The sequence below is a fragment of the Neorhodopirellula pilleata genome (genome assembly GCF_007859915.1).
GTDB classification, from domain to species: Bacteria; Planctomycetota; Planctomycetia; order Pirellulales; family Pirellulaceae; genus Rhodopirellula; species Rhodopirellula pilleata.
Genome location: NZ_SJPM01000027.1, coordinates 1 through 16,677, shown reverse-complemented (window position 1 = coordinate 16,677; position 16,677 = coordinate 1). Strand labels below are relative to the sequence as shown.

Below are 16,677 nucleotides of genomic sequence, written 5' to 3'. Positions count from 1 at the left end.
TATCAAGATCGCCAAGGATTGTCCCGGCGAAAGGAATGCCACGGCCGCATCAATTAGTGAAAATTCGTTGCCCAATGAAAAAACCCGGTCGTTCGGAATGAACGCCGGGTTTCGATTTTTCGCTAGATGCGATGCTTATTTGTCGGTGAAGTCCAGGAACCACCAGCCGTCGTCCCATTCGAGACTGACCTTACGCCATCCCAATGGCACTTGCGGATAGGGATAGAACGGGCCGATGTAAGGGAACGCCGAGGGGCTGTATTGTTGTGGATAAGACAACGCGGCGTAGTTCGGATAGGCGGCGTAGCCTGGCCAAGCATAATTGGGCAGGTTGGGCGAATCGTACCGAGGGGCACCGGCAGGTGCCGCTGGTGCCATCGGAACGGGGGCACCCATCATCGGAGCTCCCGCGATTTGACCACCGACAGGCGATCCCATTTGGTAGCCGCCGGCGTAAGCTCCGCCACTTCCGTCGTGGGTCACCATGCTTCCAGGTACGACGACTTCGCCATTGATGACTTGTTGTCCGCCATAGGAAGCCGCTTGAGCGGGAACGCTACGACGCATCGAGGTAGCCGGCATCGGATCGATCATTGGCCGAGGCTGGGGAATCGCTGCCATGCGAGGCTGATCGCCTTGGGGCAACGGTTGCAGTCCTTGGCTCATTTCACTGCGATGAGCAACCGGTTGAGCGGCAACGGTGTTGGTCGACTCTGCCGCACGTGTCGGTTGGGCAACTTCGATCAGGTTTCGCACTCCGCGAGCACCGGGGGCGTGACGAGCGATGTTGGCAAGGAATTCACGTTGCTGCACCGAGGCGGCTTTGCCTTCGAGCTGAATCATGCCGTCGTACGCGTTCACATCGACGCCAAAATTCTTGAGGTGGCCTTCGGCCTTGGCCCGTCCGATCGCACGAACGACCGAATTGGTCAATTGTTCGTCTGAGATCGCTGATTCTGCTGACTGTTCATCGAAAGCTGCCGTCGGTAGCACGATACCGGGGACGACTTCTTGAGCGGCGTCGGGTTGCCCCGAGGTTTCGATCGTCACGGGAGTCGTTGGGACCGACTTCGAACTCGCCACCATCGTCGGCACTACCGGCGAAGCAACCTGAATCGGTTCGGGTAGCAAGATCGGGGTCGCGTCTTTGGCGACAGTTTTTTTGGCAACCGGCAGTTGAGCAACCGGGGCGATGATCGCTTGGTCAGCCGTCTCGGCCGCCTTGGATCCAGACAGGGCCGATGCGAAGTCGAAGCCATCGGAATCGTTCGCCGGATCCATGGCCGGACCGGTCGTTTCGATCTTGGCCGACTTGGGACGATAGATCTTGGCTTGCTTGGTGGTCGCCAATGCCGCGATCGGTTCGACTTGCAATTCATCGACAACGTTTTGAACACCCTCGATGCCCTTCGACGTTGCCAGAACGACCGAGTGTTGTTCGGGGCCGTTGACTTTGCCGCGGAACAAAACCACGCCGTCGTTGACTTTCATGTCGAGATTGAAGTTTTTCAATTCACCCGCGTCACGGCTGACCTTGAGTCGCTCGATGATCGCTTGCGCGATCTCTCGGTCACCACCCAAGGCCTGCCCTGGCGCCAGGGTGGCTGGCCCCAGGGTGGCAACAGCAGCCATCGCCAGTCCAATATATTTTCGTCGCATCGAAATGCCTCCCTACAGTCCTAAATGTGGTAATCGCACTCTGGATCAGCAGGCGCCCGATCGGACTGCTGATGGATCTGGAACAAACGCTCTTCGCCTGTTGATCCAAACGGTGCTAATGACTGTTTCGGTTATCCGGGGCGGACTTCGGCAGGCTTTTTCCGATTTTGTCGATAAAAGCAAAACGGCGAGAAAAGAAATATCGATTGGGCGACTTTTTCACCTCGACGATTTAACCCGCCGAAAAGAACCTGGACGATCCGCCACCGTGTCGAATCGGAACATAGACCCGCTTGCCGCATCGCGGGCAATTACCAGCGTAGGCGGTCGCTTCGTGATTGCGATAGATCCGCCCATAGGTTTGGCAACACTTAAACTGAATCCCGATGAACGGTCGGGGTTGGCGTTGAGGCACGGGTTGACCGCCACTGGGTTCACTCGATGCGTCAAAATTCCGGCCCGATTGATTCGAGTCGGGCGGGTTAATGGGTGAGGAAGAGTTGGTTGCTTTCGTCATAGGGCAACTTGTGACAAACCATCAGTGGCTTTCGCGTTCGGTCGGTTCCACTTCCGAATCGCTCTCGCCTTGGATTTGTTCGATCGCCAGGCGGAGTTGTTTTCGAGCGCGGTTGAGGCGACTACGGACGGTGCCGATCGACAGATCTAAAATTTCCGCAATCTCCTCGTAGGATGCTTCGTTCATCTCACGCAAGACCAAAATGCCGCGATGCTGTTCGCTCAACTGGGTCATCGCGCTGCGAACGAGTGCGACTTGATCGTCTCGGATCATCGCCGCATCGACCGCTTCGCCATCGTCAACGACATCGTTTCCGATATCCTCTCGCTGTTGATCCAACGAGATTTTGGCCCTTTTGCGACGTTTCCGTGACAACGCGATGTTGAAGGCGATTCGATACAACCAAGTGAAGAACTGGCTGTTTTGATGAAACGTGTCCAGCTTCAGATACGCGCGAATGAACGCCTCCTGAGTGACTTCTTCGGCATCGTGAACGCCACCGCAAACATGCGTCATCGCACCGAAAAGTCGATCTTGATGCGCAAAAACAAGCGATTCGAACGCCGTTTGGTCGCCCGCCAACGCCTGGCGAATCAGTTCGGTTTCTTCGCCTGGGGTCAATGGAGTGCTCGAATCCTATGTATTTCAGCGTGGGCTTCAATCAAATGCAGGCTCTTGAGGAAACCTTCCGTTGGGACGAAACGCCGCCCCGAAATGTTCACAATACGGCGGTTCCCAAACCCTTCTTTTGGCGTAAGATCCCAACCGATTTTCGAAACGCAAGACGCCCGGACGGGGATCAGTCTACTTGATCGGGCCGGGTTGCCGCAGGTTCCGACTCGATTTCTTGACCAGACTCGTCGGGTTCGGGACGTTCGACACGGTCTTGCGGATTCTCCCGAAGCCACAAATTTTCCCGAAGCCACAGCGGAATCAAAAGCGTTGCAATGGCGAAGCCCAGCAAGACGCCCCGCGATGATGCGGACTCCAAACTCGGGGCACTTGGCCACCATCGCGTTTCCATCAACGGTCGCCAAAACAAAATTTGTGTCGCCAATGCGATCGGCATCATCAACGCAAATCGTCCCATCACGTCGGTACGCTCAGGCCCGAACCAACGCCGCACGATCACCGCCAGGAGCGACGCGAGTAACAGCACCCCCGATACGGATTGCCAACCAATGATCACAGCCACCACTGAAATCATCACGACCAAATCCAGCATTCGACGCGTCTGACTTCCCAGCGGATCAGATTTGAGATCCGCTCGCGGACAAAATGAACGGGCCAAGACGCGGGCAAAAAAGCCGGCTGCCACCAGCGCTGTTGCGATTCGAACAAGAACATCGACGAAAACGGAGGCGTCTCGAAAATGTTCACGGCCACGTTCAGACCATCCGACCGAAGAATGCACCCACATCGCATCGATCCAATCCTCGGGCATGGTAAGTTGCCACGGGACGACCGCCAACGAAGGGATCAACATCATTCCGCCGATCAGCCAAACCGAAGCGAAGGCGACCAAGCGAGCCGGCATGGAGTGGCCGTCGTAACGAATCAGCCCCATCGCCCAGGCGATCGCCAGTCCGACCAAATGATACCCGACCACCACGATCGATTCCGGTGAAACCACAGGCATCGCGAGCGCTCCATAGAACGGATACGGCCGATACGGCAAGTTCCATCCGTAAAGCTCCAACGTCCCCACCAACGCAAACGTGATCGCAACGGCCGCCTCGACGATCGGGTACCGAGACGAAATCGGCAATCGACAATCTCGGCATCGACCTCGTAGCCACAACCATCCAAAAACGGGAACGTTGTCACGAGCCCGTAAACGGTGGTGACAGCGGGGGCAATACGAATGGCCGTTGACGCCGAGGCCCTGAGGCATTCGCCAGACGACGACGTTGAGGAAACTGCCGACACTGCCGCCACACACGGCGAAAAACGTGAATACAACCACGTCATTGATCCGCGGCAGCATCGCTTCACCGGCCGACCAATGACCGTGACCGGCGGCAAACCACAGCGACATTGCGGCCACGTATACCGAGGCAGCGATCAAGTACCCGCCCGCCACGCCCCATGCGAGTGACCGGTAAGGATGGCGACGACGGGAGCGGCGAGAAGTCAAGCAAGGGTTTCCAAAAACGACGAAATAAGCGGTCAGTGCCTCTTCGGCCTACGTTATCGCCCACGAAAGCGTTTGCGAGTAGCGGGGAGAACACGCCGAACCGCCACTTCGACAACCATGGTGATTTATGAAGGAATCGTGAACTTTCGGGACAACCGTCGACGCATCGCGCTCAAAGGCTTTTGCGACTCACCCGGTGGATACTAAGCTCGAATCGCACAGCGATGACGGGAAGTCTAGTGCTTCGTCAGAATCTAATTTTAGGGTAAGCCGAACGCGCTAGCGGGCTGTTGTTTTAGTCCTCATCGAAACCCGAAGCGTGAGCGAGGGATACATACAAAAGTTTTAATGGCGTTCAATCCCTCGCTGACGCTTCGGGTTACGATTAAATCAACAGCCCGCTAGCGTCGGGCGTTGAGCAATGCCTGCGGCTAGCGCCGTCGGCTCACTTCAACAACCCTAATTTGAGGGTTTGACGAAGCACTAGTCCGCCTAACGCAAACACAGCAGCACAACAAAATCAAGCCGTAGCGAAAGTCGCAAGACTTTCGCTACGCCCACAACTCGTCGAAAGTCGTGGGGACTTTCGCTACGGATCGATACGGCACCTTCAAAAAATCATTTTTACGAACCTCTATGTCTGTCTCTGAATCCACCTCGACGGCACTCCAGTGCGGGGCTTGCCAGCACGCCAACACCGATTCGGCTCAGTTTTGCGCGTCTTGTGGACATTCGTTGTACGAAGCCTGCCAAACCTGCAACGGACCGGTCACGTTGACGCAAAAATTCTGCGTTTCTTGCGGCATGGACTTGGTCGCCTGGTTGAATCAGCGTATCCAGGATCAAGAAAAACGTCTTGGCGAAGCCGTCGCCGCCGCCAAGATTCACGAATACGAACGGTCACTCGCGATCCTGCAAAGGATCGGCGAGAGCAAAGACTTCCGCTTCCAAAAACAAGCCGATACGGCGCGGCAGGCTAAAGGCAAAATCGAACAATTACGAGACCGGATGTTGGGCGACGCGACCTCGCGAATCGAGCAAGCCAAAACGCTCTACGCGACAGGCAACCAAGCTCAAGCGGTCTCGTTGCTATCACCCGTTCCAGAGCGATTGCTCGATGATGAGTCGCGTCAGATTCTCAAATCCGGCAAAATGTACCTCGACCAGCTCGGTGCCCTACAGAGTGAACTGCAAGAAGCGTTAGCCGCTAAAGATTACGTCATGGCGAGTGGCTTGGTCGGTCAGCTCTTGGAGCTGCAGCCGGGCAACGCCAAATATGAAACGTTGGCCACGCAATTAGGCGAGAAACTGCTGCGACGTTGTGAGAAACTCTACGCACGTCAGGAGTACTCCGCCGCCAGCGACACTCTGGCCACGCTTCCACAAGCAGCACGTGGCAAAGCCTACGACAAGTTGCAACAGCAGATCGAAACGGCTCGATGGCTGTCCGATCAATTCGCCGACGAGCCTTACGCGACCAACATCCTGGGACGTTTGGCAATGCGGTTTGCCAAAGAAATCCCCAGCAGTGGCCAAGCGGCGGATTTGGTCAAGCAGCTCAAAGAAGCCGTCAAAGCAAAACGGCACAGTCGCCGCGACGCAAGCCCGGATTGGAAAGGCAGCCAAAAGACTTGGGTCGGCGGACGCGTCGGCGTACTCGGACAAATCCAATCCTTGGACCTCTCGTCCCTCGAAGAACCGATCGCTCATTTCAGTCAATATGCCGTCGCCCTCGGTTTGGCCATTCAAGGCGTTGGACGTGCGAGGGTCGATGGCAACTTGATCACCAAGAAAGGCATGTTCGCGAAAATTGCCAAAGGCAAAAGCAAGCTGGCTTGGGGCATCGATGTCGGAAGCAGCGGCGTGCGCGCTGTGCAGATCCAAATCGAAAAAGGTAAAGACCAACCGATCTTGATGAAATGCGTTCATGTCGATTACTCCGCCCCGATCAACCGTGGTGGCAATGTCCGAGGTGGCGGGACTCAGGAAATCCCCGCCGCAATCAAGACGCTGCTTGAACAAATCGATCTGACCGGCGCGACCGTTTGGTGCAACTTGAGTTCATTTGACGCGGTCGCCCGTTTTTGCGAACTTCCACCCGTCAAAGACAAGGATGCCGACCGCTTGGTGGACTTGGAAGTTCGCGGACGCATTCCGATCGACAAGGAAGACTTGGCGTTGGTGACGTGGCGACACGGCTTTGACAAAGAATCCAAGACCGGTCGCCCACTCATAATGGCCGCTGCAACCAAAATAGCCGTACAGCGACGACTCGATTTGCTCGGCACCGGCGGATTGACGACGATCGAAGGTCTCGTCCCCGAAGCGATCGCGTTGGCCAACTTTGCCGCGTTCGAATTCGCCGATTTATTGTCCCCCGAAGAACCGGAGGAAGACGACGAGGATCTCGAGGCGAACGACAAAAAGAACAAAGGCAAAAAAGGCAAAAAGGAAAAGAAAGAGAGCACTCGAAGCCTCACCAGTGAGGAAAAGCAACCGACAATCGCTTTGATCGATGTCGGCGCGGCCAAGACCACCATGGTCCTCGTTTCGCCAATCTCGATTTGGTACTGGACGCAAGAAGCCGGCGGCGAAGATATCACCAGCATCGTCGCAAGGGAGACTAAACTGACCAGCGAAAAGGCCGAACAGTCCAAACGCAACCTCTCGGCAATCGAATGTCCCAATCGTGTCGACGACCAAATCGAACAGAAGCAGACCGCTTTACGGATGCGACTGATCAAGTTGCTCGAAGAAGGCAAGAACACCTTCCGACATATGGACGTGCAACAAACTTGGTGTGTCGGGCAAGCACATCTTCAACACGGATTTCTTCGCCGAGTGCTGGTGAAGTAACCCCTGCATACCGCAGCGAAATTCTTGGCAACCAGGGTTCCCAACGCCACGGCATCTTCGGCTACCTTGGCGACGCGATGACCGCGATGTCGCTCGAGACACTCTGTATCGAACCGACGTCGATTGCCGCTTCGATGAAGAACCACCGCAAATCGGTACGCTGGCACAATCGCCGCCGAAGCTGGCACAATCGCCGCCAAAGCTGGCCCCATCGCCGCCGAAGCTGGACTGTTTGCATTGATGGATTGATTGGCTTAACCTAGAGCTTCCAAAGCTCCATGTGTACGTGCGTTGACATGTTATTTGGTCGACTCGGCATCACTCTGGTAGCGAACTCTCAGCAGAAGCTCGCGTTTTTCTCGCGTTAAAACTAACTACCCGAACGACGGCTCGATCCTAGCCCGGGTGCCACGATCCGAATCCACCCACAGAAGTTCATTCTCATGCGATGCTTGACTTTTTGTCTGATTCGCTCGGCACTCTTTTTTGTCGCCGGGTCTTGGTTGTCAAGCATGTTAGCCGGGCCGACGGTCTGGGCTGACTATACCGTCTATCAATTGCCCGGCACGACGTTGCAGCTATTGCTTGAAGGCTCCGTCACGCATCACGCCGGTGGGACCGCCACCCACCGACATCCGCGGGGCTCGCTGCACTTCAGCTCTCGGGACATTCAGGTCATCGAAAGTCCGACTGCGATCTCGGTCTATTCCAAACGGCTCCGCGAAGTCGAATCGTCTAATGATGTCGACAAAGTGCTCGAACTCGCTCGGTGGGCATTGCAGAACGGCATGCTCGAACAATCCAAGTCCTTACTCAGCGTGGCGTGGAAGATTGATTCATCGCATCCGCATTTGCGAAAACTTGCCGGTTTGATGCAGTACATCAATCGGCCGTTGGCGACCGATCCCGACATTGAGAAACATGTCCGAGATTACGTCGGCGGTCGCGCGATGACGGCCACCCGCAGCAAACACTTTCTCTTGCTGCACGATGAACAATCGGCCAAGGATGAAGTGACCGGTCGGACTCGCGCGGAGATGCGACTGGAACTGCTCGAAACGGTTTATGAATCGTACTTCCTAACATTCGCCTTTCGTGGTGTTTTCTTACGTCCTCCGACGAAGCGGTTGGAGGTGGTGCTGTTCAGCAAACACGCCGACTTCATGCAAATGGAACGACGTTTGGGCGGAAGCTTGAAACAGACCGCCGGGTTCTATTTGCCCGCTGAAAACGTTTCGATGTTCTACGACTCGGGGACATCCGATCATTTTAAGGCATTGATGCAGTTGGACCAGCAATTGGTTCAAGCCCGCGAACTGGCCAAGAAATCCCGCATGGCCGGTGCGGGCGAATTGATTCGGTTTGCCAAGACGATTGAACTGCTCATCGACATTACCCGCGAGAGCGAAGACGTCGCCACGGTGTCTCATGAAGCGGTTCACCATCTGGCCGCTAACACCGGCGTCTTTCCGCGCGACGGCGCGTTCGTGCGTTGGGTCCACGAGGGCATGGCGTCGTATTTCGAGTCCGCTCGGATGGCGAAATGGAGCGGCATCGGAGTGGTCGATGAAAGTCGCATCAGTTATTACCGAGTGCTCGAAGGCGACCCGGTTCGCGGCAGTCTGGAGTTCATTGTTTCGGATATCGGCTTTGCACTCGAAACAGCGCTCGGCGATCAATTGCCGGCTTACGGTCAAGCTTGGGCGCTGACGCACTTTTTGTTTGATCAAAGATTCGATGCGTTGATGAGATTTTATAAACGAGTCGGCGAACTGGACAAAGACGAATCGCCACAAGAACGCAGTGATGATTTGCTGAAAATCTTTGATGAATGCTTTGGCGACCGCACCACGTTAGAATTGGAATGGAGACGATACATGCGCGGTTTGCGTACGGACATCGAACGACTCGCCGAGGAAACGAATTGACACTTAATGATTTCGGTCGCATCGCCTTGGTATGCTTGGCAATGATGCCACTCACCACATCGGACGTTTGCGGCCAGACTTTGCGATATCGCCCCGTCGTCGGACAGGAACTCGAGTACGGCGTCGAGTTTCGATTGATCTGCCAGGATGCCCGTGAACCCGAAGTTCGGCGACGCTGCCGTGTTCGTTATCGGATGATCGCCCTGACGGACGAACATTGGGAAGCCGAATTCACAACGCACCCTTTTACGGCGACGGGCCCCTATTCCGGACCGGAAGCGGTTGAACGATTGATGGGCATGTTGAGTCAAGAGGTAACGCCGGTTCCTGGGCCTTCGTTAGCCCCTCCGGACATCCAGGCACGATTCGATTCGATGGCCAAATGGGCTGCCCGGCAAAGGAAAGCCCAGGTGACCGACATGAAGGTTTATCCGGGCTTGTTCTTGTTCTGTTCCGGGCGAATGAAAGCAAACTTTCAAGGCGAGTTATTGGCAACCACGTCAAACACCAACATGCCGATGCTCGTCGGCCAACTGGCAGGCTTGCCGCTGTGCCGTCTGTCCGACAAAGACGCTTCGGCACCGTTCGGATACAAAGACTATCGCAAAGTCAATCTGCTCAGAAAGGGTGACGAAGAAAGCGATCCGGTCGCAACTTCTGTGTTCCTTTTGCAGACGGTAAAACCCAAAACGAGTAACGATCCCAACGTGGCCGCATTTGATCTGGAATGCGAAATAGCAGGCGGGGCCAACGTCGGCGCAAACATCCGAGTCTCAGGAACCGGGTACAGCGAGTTCTCGATCAACGACTCCATGCCGATTGGTGGAAACACCGACTACGAAGTAAGCGGGGTGACCTTCGCCGGACGGGGCAATTCATACTTGGTCCGCGTCAGTTTTCAACGTCTCGATCCGTGGCGGAGAACACTATTCGATGCGATGTTATTGCCGACCGCGACTGCACTGGACCGCGAGAACCTTCCGCGACTCACCCCCGAACAACTCAGCGGCCTACGCACCGCGTTCGGCAAAGCCCGCAGTCGAACGGGCCCTGATATCGTTTCAATGCTGTTTTATAATGCGCCACCGCCTTACGACTCCGCGATTCACGAAACGATCGAAGAAATCGCAAGCCGAGATTTAGACGATGGAGCCGTGCCGGATGAGTCATCGAGAGATCGACGTGACCGAGAAGAGATGATCAACCAAGCACGCTCGTTGCGAACCCGATGGAAGCAAATGTGGAAAGCCGCGACGGTGGTTGAACGTGAATGGTCTGACACAAGTGGCTCGTTCAAGATTGCCGCTCGAATGCTAGGTCGAACGGAAACCGATGTCGCATTACAACGGATCGACAACGGGCAGCGAATCTATGTGCCGTTGGAACGCCTTGGCAAAATCGATCAAGAGATCGCCGAAACATTCGCATTGAGCCCCGAAGCGCTGCGCGGGCTCTAGCGGTTCGAGACGATCAGGAATGCTCAGCCGAGCATCCCCGAACTCAGGTCCGTTGGCTATACTTTGACCTTCTTCTTCATTCATTGGTAACCAAGCTAGTGCTTTGTCCAACTTTAATTTTAGGATTAGACGTTTTGGCGCTAGCGGGCTGTTAATTTGGTCCTCATCGAAACCCGAAGCGTGAGCGAGGGATACATACAAAGGACTTAATGGTGATGAATCCCTCGCTGACGCTTCGGGTTACGATTAAATCAACACGCCGCTAGCGGGCTGTTGTTTTAGTCGTTTACCGAGTGACAACAATTAGCCGATGGGCGTTAGCCCCGGTTAACGGCCGTGCAAACCGCCGCTAACGCGGTACGGCTAACTAAATCGACAGCCCGCTAGCGCGTTCGGCTCACCCTAAAACTAAACTTCGACACACCACTCGGCTCATTTAATCCGGATGCCTTCATTGACCGCGAACAACACGAACATTGAGACGACGAAAAAACGTAAGATTCTGATAACCGGAGGTGCCGGCAACGTGGGCGGTTCGCTGGCTTGCCGGTTGACGCAGTCTCCACTCAATGAGGTCGTCGTGGTCGACAACCTCGTTACCGGTTCGATCGAAAAATTACCGCCGCGTGATCTGCCAAATTTTCGCTTTATCAAAGCCGATGTGAATGACCTCGACGACCTGACTCCGGTCATGACGGCTCATCAATTCAATTACGTCTTTCATTATGCCGCCTTGGTGGGCGTGCAACGAACGCTTGCCAATCCGGTCGCGGTGTTGCGAGACATCGATGGCATCCGCAACGTGTTGTCGCTGTCCAAAAACACGGGCGTCGAGCGAGTCTTCTTCGCAAGCAGCAGTGAAGTGTACGGTGAGCCCGTCGAACTGCCCCAGCATGAGGAAACCACGCCTCTGAACTCACGCCTTCCTTACGCGATCATCAAGAATCTCGGCGAGTCGTATTTTCGTTCCTACTATCAAGAGTTTGAACTGCCCTTCAACGTGTTCCGTTTCTTCAACACGTATGGCCCCAAACAGTCGACCGATTTTGTGGTGCCCAAGTTCATCGAGTTGGCGCGGACGAACCAAGACATCACCGTTTATGGCGACGGATCGCAAACAAGAACATTTTGTTACATCGACGATAATTTGGACACGGTCACGCGTGTTTTGAACGACGAATCACTCGCCGGCGAAACGATCAACATCGGCAGCGATATCGAGCACACGGTTTTGGATTTGGCCGAGCGGATTATTCGCATGACCGGCAGTCGCTCGAAGATTCGTCACCTTCCACCGCTCGAAGAAGGTGACATGACCCGGCGTTGTCCCGACATCACGAAGATGCGGCAAATTCTCGATCGGCCGTTGATGTCGCTCGACGAAGGCCTGGAACGAATGCTTTCGTTGCCCTAGCCAAGTCACGCTACCGTTCAGGCGGGCTGGCCTGCTACACTGACACGCACAGCCATTCTCTCCACTTGCCGCTGATTCACGAAATGCCTGAACCCGCCGCCACCTCCGATTCCGAGTCGACCGCCGCTGAATCGTCCGATTCCCCGGAATCGAACGAGCCGACTGCCCAGGAAGCCTGGGATTCGTTGTCGGTGACTCAGCAACGGGCGGCCGTGTTTCGTGTCCAAGCGGGACGTGAAACGGCGGAGGCGTTCGTCGTCGCGTTCGTTCTTGCGTTGTTGTTCCGGGCTTTCATTGCCGAAGCGTTCGTGATTCCGACCGGCTCGATGGCCCCCGCTCTGATGGGGGCTCACAAGGATGTGTTCTGCCAACAATGCGGCGAACAGTTTCCGGTCGGGGCGAGTTTGGAAAACCGAGACGTCAATATCGAGAACGTCGTCGTCGGCGGGATCTGTCCGAATTGCCGATTCACCAATCCGATGGACCTCGCCGCAACGCCCGATCACGGAACCTTCAGCGGCGACCGAATCTTGGTCAGCAAGTTTGCCTATGCGGTCAGCGATCCCGATCGTTGGGACGTGATCGTCTTCAAGGTGCCCGTCAACCCAAAACAAAACTACATCAAGCGGCTGGTCGGGTTGCCTAACGAAACCCTGTCGATCCTTCATGGTGACGTCTACGCGCGGCCTACTGATTCCGCCGGGGATTCGGAGAACCAACCGATTACCAGTCCGCCGTTTAATAATCTTGGCGAGATCCTACGAAAGCCACCATCGACGCTGATGGCGATGAAACACGTCGTGTACGACAGCGATCATCAATCTTCGGCGATTTTGAAATCGGGTTTCCCGGCCCGGCTGCAACCATGGCGTCCAGGCGTTAGCGAGCCACCGTCCGACTCGTGGCAAATCCAACGCAGTGATCTGGGACTGATCGCCGAGTTACCCGAGTCGGCCGCCAAATCGGGAGAAGCGAATTGGTTGCGCTACTATCATCACTGGCCCACCGACGAGCAGTGGGCCAAGGCGGTCAGCGGTTTGTCGCTTGCCGCAGTGGACCCCTACAGCAGTCGACTGATCACGGATTTTCACGCCTATGATGCTTATCTGTACGTCGATGCCGATCGCGTATACGACTTGAAGCCTTCGCCGGCGCGGGTGTCACGTGTGCAGCGTTTGCTGGGCCGAACCCACGATCAAGGGGTCTTCCGCCCGGATTACGAGTCCGGTGGGGACTTGGAACAGTTTGGACGTTATCTCAACTACGGAAATTCCGGGTTTGCCAACGAGGGTGTCCATTGGGTGGGCGACTTGATCGTTCAGACCGAGGTCGAGACGTCTGCCGATGCCAAGGCATTGACACTAGAAATCGTCGAAGCTGGCGTTCGTTATCAATGCCAATTTGATCTCGCCAGCGGCAAGGTTTCCCTGGCGATTAGCGACGGGAAATCGAGACCTTTCGACGGGGACGATGGTCCAGAGGCCTTGTCCCCACAAGCGGACACTGGCGTGAGAGCCGGGGGTCAACATTCGATTCGCTTCAGCAACTGCGATAATCAGTTGCTGGTGTGGGTCGACGGCGAGGTCATCGAATTTGACCGCCCGACGACGTTCAACGTGGCTTCGTTTTTGCCATTCGATGAAGTCGCGCCGGTCTACAACGGTCCCGGCGACCCGGGGGATGCGTCGCCGGTAGGGCTCACCGTCGACGGAGGCAGCGCGATCGTGCGACGATTGACGATCGATCGCGACAAGTACTACATCGCGACGGACGGTTCCACTCAGATGATGTTGGACTACGACATGAACCGGCTCAGCGATTTCGCCGGAGGCATGGTTCGCGAAGACGAATTACAAGCCGTCATGGGTGAGCCGACGGTGTGGAAAGATTTCCCAGGCTGGGGATTTCGCAAACGCGTTTCCTTCCCGCTCGGTGAGGACCAGTTCTTCCCGATGGGGGATAACAGTCCCGAGAGTCTCGATGCGCGGTGTTGGGCGGGGACCAAAGAAAAATACGGCCGCGGACGCAGTGTCGACGAGAATGCCTATCGATTTGCGAATGCGTCGTACGTTCCCCGTGATCTCTTGGTCGGCAAAGCCTTGGCGATTTTCTGGCCTCATCCGTGGCGTTCGCCGTTGCCGTTCACTCCCAATGTTGAGCGGATGCGGCTGATTCGGTAAATCGAGATTGTGGCGAAATGTCATTTTTGGGATGAAGAAGACATGGAACCTGATTTAATCCTCGAAGCGGTCGGTTTGCAGAAAACGTACGGTCGCCGACGCGTCGTCGACGGTGTCAATTTGTGCGTCGGTGATGCGGAAATCGTCGGCCTCCTCGGACCCAACGGCGCGGGGAAATCGACCAGTTTTCGGATGATTTGCGGGCTCGTGCAACCCGATCGCGGTCGCGTGTATCTTGCCGGGCAAGACGTCACCGATTGGCCGATGTTCCGCCGTGCCCGGGACGGCCAAATGGGCTACCTGCCGCAGGAACCCAGTGTTTTCAAAAAGCTGACCGTCGAGCAGAACATTTCAGCCTTGCTGGAATTGCTCGGCTTCGATCGCAAGCAGCGACGCTATCGCACCGACGAATTGCTCCAAGAGTTCAACATCACGCACATCCGCAAAAGTCTCGCGGCGGGACTCAGCGGCGGCGAACGGCGACGGCTCGAAATCGCACGATGCCTCGTGTCCAATCCGCGAATCGTGATGCTCGACGAGCCCTTTGCCGGCATCGATCCGGTCACGGTTCAATCGATCCAGGGAGTGATCACACAACTCAGGGATTCGGGAATTAGTGTGCTGATTACCGACCACGCCGCTCGCGAGATCCTGACGACGGTCGATCGTTGCTACGTGATCTATCAGGGCCAGGTACTCATCGACGGGACGCCCGATGAGGTAAAACGTCACCCCAAAGTTCGCGAGGAATACCTTGGGGATTTGGACGCCGCTGCGGGTGTTTCGGCAAAGCCCATCTCCGATTCGGAAAATCGATTCGATGACGCGCACTCACCGATCCCGGTCCGCAAGCCGAGACGGGTTCGCGTGACGGACGTTTGATCGTTTCGTTAGTCCAGGTGTCAGATACCGCAGAAGTCGTTACAACAACGTCTCTTCCCAACGACCCCCATCTGACCGTTAATAGCTCCCGTTACGAGGTGAACCATGGGCCTGTTTGACCTGATTCAATCCGAACTGATCGACATCATCGAGTGGATCGATGATTCTCGCCACACACTCGTTTGGCGATTCCCAAGGCACGACAACGAGATCAAGAACGGAGCCCAATTGATCGTCCGGCCCGGTCAAACGGCCGTGTTCGTTTATCAAGGCGAGATCGCAGACGTCTATCCGCCCGGTCACTACGAGTTGACGACGGCGAACCGTCCCATCATGACCACCCTAGAAGGTTGGAAATACGGCTTCGACAGTCCATTCAAAGCGGAAGTGTATTTCGTTAGCACTCGGCAGGTCACGGACTTGAAATGGGGGACTCCCAATCCGATCATGCTGCGTGATCCTGAGTTCGGACCGATCCGCATCCGAGCTTTCGGGACTTACACGCTCAAGGCCGTCGATCCCAAAGCGTTGTTGCGAGAGATTGTCGGCACGAACGGCGAGTTCGGAGCCGATGACGTCAACACGCTGATGCGTTCGATCATCCAAAGCGCCTTCGCCGATTTGATCGGAAGCTCCCAGATCGCGGCGTTGGATTTAGCGAGCAACTATCAGATGCTTGCCGGGAAGTTGCGAGAGCAAGTTTGTGAACGAATCGACGATGAGTACGGCTTGGATTGCCCGCAACTATTCATCGTCAACATCTCGATGCCTGAATCGGTCGAAAAAGCCCTCGACACACGAACGAGCATGGGCGTGATCGGCGACATGAACCGTTTTCAACAATATCAAATGGGTCAAGCGATGACATCAGCCGCCGAGGGCGGTGGAGGTGGCGGTGCATCCGAAGGCCTTGGCCTGGGGTTGGGCATGGCGATGGCCAGTCGGATGATGCCGGGCATGAGTGGCTCGGGGGCAGCGGTTGGTAACTATTCAAACAACGTGCCTCCTCCACCTCCGGTCGATGCCTGGTACGTCGCGGTCGCGGGCGAATCGAAAGGCCCATTTTCGATGGCTCAGATTCAATCAGGAATCTCCTCCGGCGAAGTCAACGATCAAACGTTGGTTTGGAAAACCGGCATGCCCCAATGGTCAGCCGCCGGAACCACGCCGGGCCTGTCCAACCTATTCGGCGCGGCCCCACCACCCATCCCCGGCAGCTAGCCGTAGGCTGGGTCGCAGCGATAGCGGAGACCCGGCATGCATCGGTTCAAACTACCTTGACCCAAAACCACTGCCGGGTGTTCGTCGTCAAAGCCCTCCTCCACCCAGCCTACTTAACAAGTGACCCGACTAAAGCAATCGCCGGCTAGTCGTAGGCTGGGTCGCAGCGATAGCGGAGACCCGGCATGCATCGGTTCAAACTACCTTGACCCAAAACCGCTGCCGGGTGTTCGTCGTCAAAGCCCTCCTCCACCCAGCCTACTTAACAAGTGACCCGACTAAAGCAATCGCCGGCTAGTCGTAGGCTGGGTCGCAGCGATAGCGAAGACCCGGCATGCATCGGTTCAAACTACCTTGACCCAAAACCGCTGCCGGGTGTTCGTCGTCAAAGCCCTCCTCCACCCAGCCTACTTAACAAGTGACCCG

The 16,677-nt window shown here is 56.0% G+C and carries 12 protein-coding genes; 7 read left to right on the top strand and 5 right to left on the bottom strand.

What is annotated here, in order from left to right; translation table 11 throughout:
• Positions 1–135: 135 nt before the first annotated feature.
• The 4 genes from Pla100_RS28420 to Pla100_RS32265 form a co-directional block, all read right to left on the bottom strand.
• On the bottom strand, positions 136–1,659 hold the full coding sequence (locus Pla100_RS28420; protein ID WP_146582449.1) for a BON domain-containing protein: 1,524 nt from the start codon (positions 1,657–1,659) through the stop codon (positions 136–138).
• 232 nt (positions 1,660–1,891) lie between these two features.
• Positions 1,892–2,176, bottom strand: coding sequence for a hypothetical protein (locus tag Pla100_RS28415; protein WP_231603734.1), 285 nt, complete (start codon positions 2,174–2,176; stop codon positions 1,892–1,894).
• A gap of 21 nt (positions 2,177–2,197) precedes the next feature.
• Positions 2,198–2,797 carry an RNA polymerase sigma factor gene (locus Pla100_RS28410; RefSeq protein WP_146582448.1) on the bottom strand — a complete coding sequence of 200 codons (600 nt, stop codon included), beginning with the start codon at positions 2,795–2,797 and terminating at the stop codon, positions 2,198–2,200.
• A 178-nt stretch (positions 2,798–2,975) separates the two neighbouring features.
• Entirely contained in the window at positions 2,976–4,313 is a 1,338-nt protein-coding gene (locus tag Pla100_RS32265; RefSeq protein ID WP_315853500.1) for a prepilin peptidase, read from the bottom strand.
• Between the two features lie 636 nt (positions 4,314–4,949).
• Here Pla100_RS32265 and Pla100_RS28400 point away from each other — a divergent pair.
• On the top strand, positions 4,950–7,169 hold the full coding sequence (locus Pla100_RS28400; protein WP_146582446.1) for a double zinc ribbon domain-containing protein: 2,220 nt from the start codon (positions 4,950–4,952) through the stop codon (positions 7,167–7,169).
• Between the two features lie 61 nt (positions 7,170–7,230).
• On the opposite strand, the gene Pla100_RS31325 is transcribed toward Pla100_RS28400, so the two are convergent.
• Positions 7,231–7,407 carry a hypothetical protein gene (locus tag Pla100_RS31325; protein ID WP_197168306.1) on the bottom strand — a complete coding sequence of 59 codons (177 nt, stop codon included), beginning with the start codon at positions 7,405–7,407 and terminating at the stop codon, positions 7,231–7,233.
• 274 nt (positions 7,408–7,681) lie between these two features.
• Between Pla100_RS31325 and Pla100_RS28395 the strand changes: the two genes are divergently transcribed.
• The 6 genes from Pla100_RS28395 (at position 7,682) to Pla100_RS28370 (ending at position 16,251) form a co-directional block, all read left to right on the top strand.
• Positions 7,682–9,097, top strand: a complete 1,416-nt coding sequence (locus Pla100_RS28395; RefSeq protein ID WP_231603738.1) for a DUF1570 domain-containing protein — start codon at positions 7,682–7,684, stop codon at positions 9,095–9,097.
• Positions 9,094–10,554: an SHD1 domain-containing protein gene (locus Pla100_RS28390; protein WP_197168305.1), complete on the top strand. Its 1,461-nt coding sequence runs from the start codon at positions 9,094–9,096 to the stop codon at positions 10,552–10,554. Before Pla100_RS28395 ends, Pla100_RS28390 begins: the two co-directional genes overlap by 4 nt.
• 445 nt (positions 10,555–10,999) lie before the next feature.
• Entirely contained in the window at positions 11,000–11,968 is a 969-nt protein-coding gene (locus tag Pla100_RS28385; protein WP_146582440.1) for an NAD-dependent epimerase/dehydratase family protein, read from the top strand.
• An 83-nt stretch (positions 11,969–12,051) separates the two neighbouring features.
• The gene (locus Pla100_RS28380; protein WP_146582438.1) at positions 12,052–14,148 is read left to right on the top strand and encodes a S26 family signal peptidase; all 2,097 of its coding nucleotides are present in this window, start codon (positions 12,052–12,054) and stop codon (positions 14,146–14,148) included.
• A gap of 42 nt (positions 14,149–14,190) precedes the next feature.
• The gene (gene lptB, locus Pla100_RS28375) at positions 14,191–15,030 is read left to right on the top strand and encodes an LPS export ABC transporter ATP-binding protein (RefSeq protein WP_146582437.1); all 840 of its coding nucleotides are present in this window, start codon (positions 14,191–14,193) and stop codon (positions 15,028–15,030) included.
• Positions 15,031–15,135: 105 nt separating this feature from the next.
• Entirely contained in the window at positions 15,136–16,251 is a 1,116-nt protein-coding gene (locus Pla100_RS28370) for an SPFH domain-containing protein (protein WP_146582435.1), read from the top strand.
• Positions 16,252–16,677: the final 426 nt, after the last annotated feature.

Coding starts and splice junctions, on each gene's coding strand:
- Pla100_RS28420 (WP_146582449.1), bottom strand. CDS start 1,659: ATGCGACGAAAATATATTGGACTGGCGATGGCTGCTGTTGCCACCCTG.
- Pla100_RS28415 (WP_231603734.1), bottom strand. CDS start 2,176: ATGACGAAAGCAACCAACTCTTCCTCACCCATTAACCCGCCCGACTCG.
- Pla100_RS28400 (WP_146582446.1), top strand. CDS start 4,950: ATGTCTGTCTCTGAATCCACCTCGACGGCACTCCAGTGCGGGGCTTGC.
- Pla100_RS31325 (WP_197168306.1), bottom strand. CDS start 7,407: ATGCAAACAGTCCAGCTTCGGCGGCGATGGGGCCAGCTTTGGCGGCGA.
- Pla100_RS28395 (WP_231603738.1), top strand. CDS start 7,682: ATGTTAGCCGGGCCGACGGTCTGGGCTGACTATACCGTCTATCAATTG.
- Pla100_RS28385 (WP_146582440.1), top strand. CDS start 11,000: ATGCCTTCATTGACCGCGAACAACACGAACATTGAGACGACGAAAAAA.
- Pla100_RS28380 (WP_146582438.1), top strand. CDS start 12,052: ATGCCTGAACCCGCCGCCACCTCCGATTCCGAGTCGACCGCCGCTGAA.
- lptB (WP_146582437.1), top strand. CDS start 14,191: ATGGAACCTGATTTAATCCTCGAAGCGGTCGGTTTGCAGAAAACGTAC.
- Pla100_RS28370 (WP_146582435.1), top strand. CDS start 15,136: ATGGGCCTGTTTGACCTGATTCAATCCGAACTGATCGACATCATCGAG.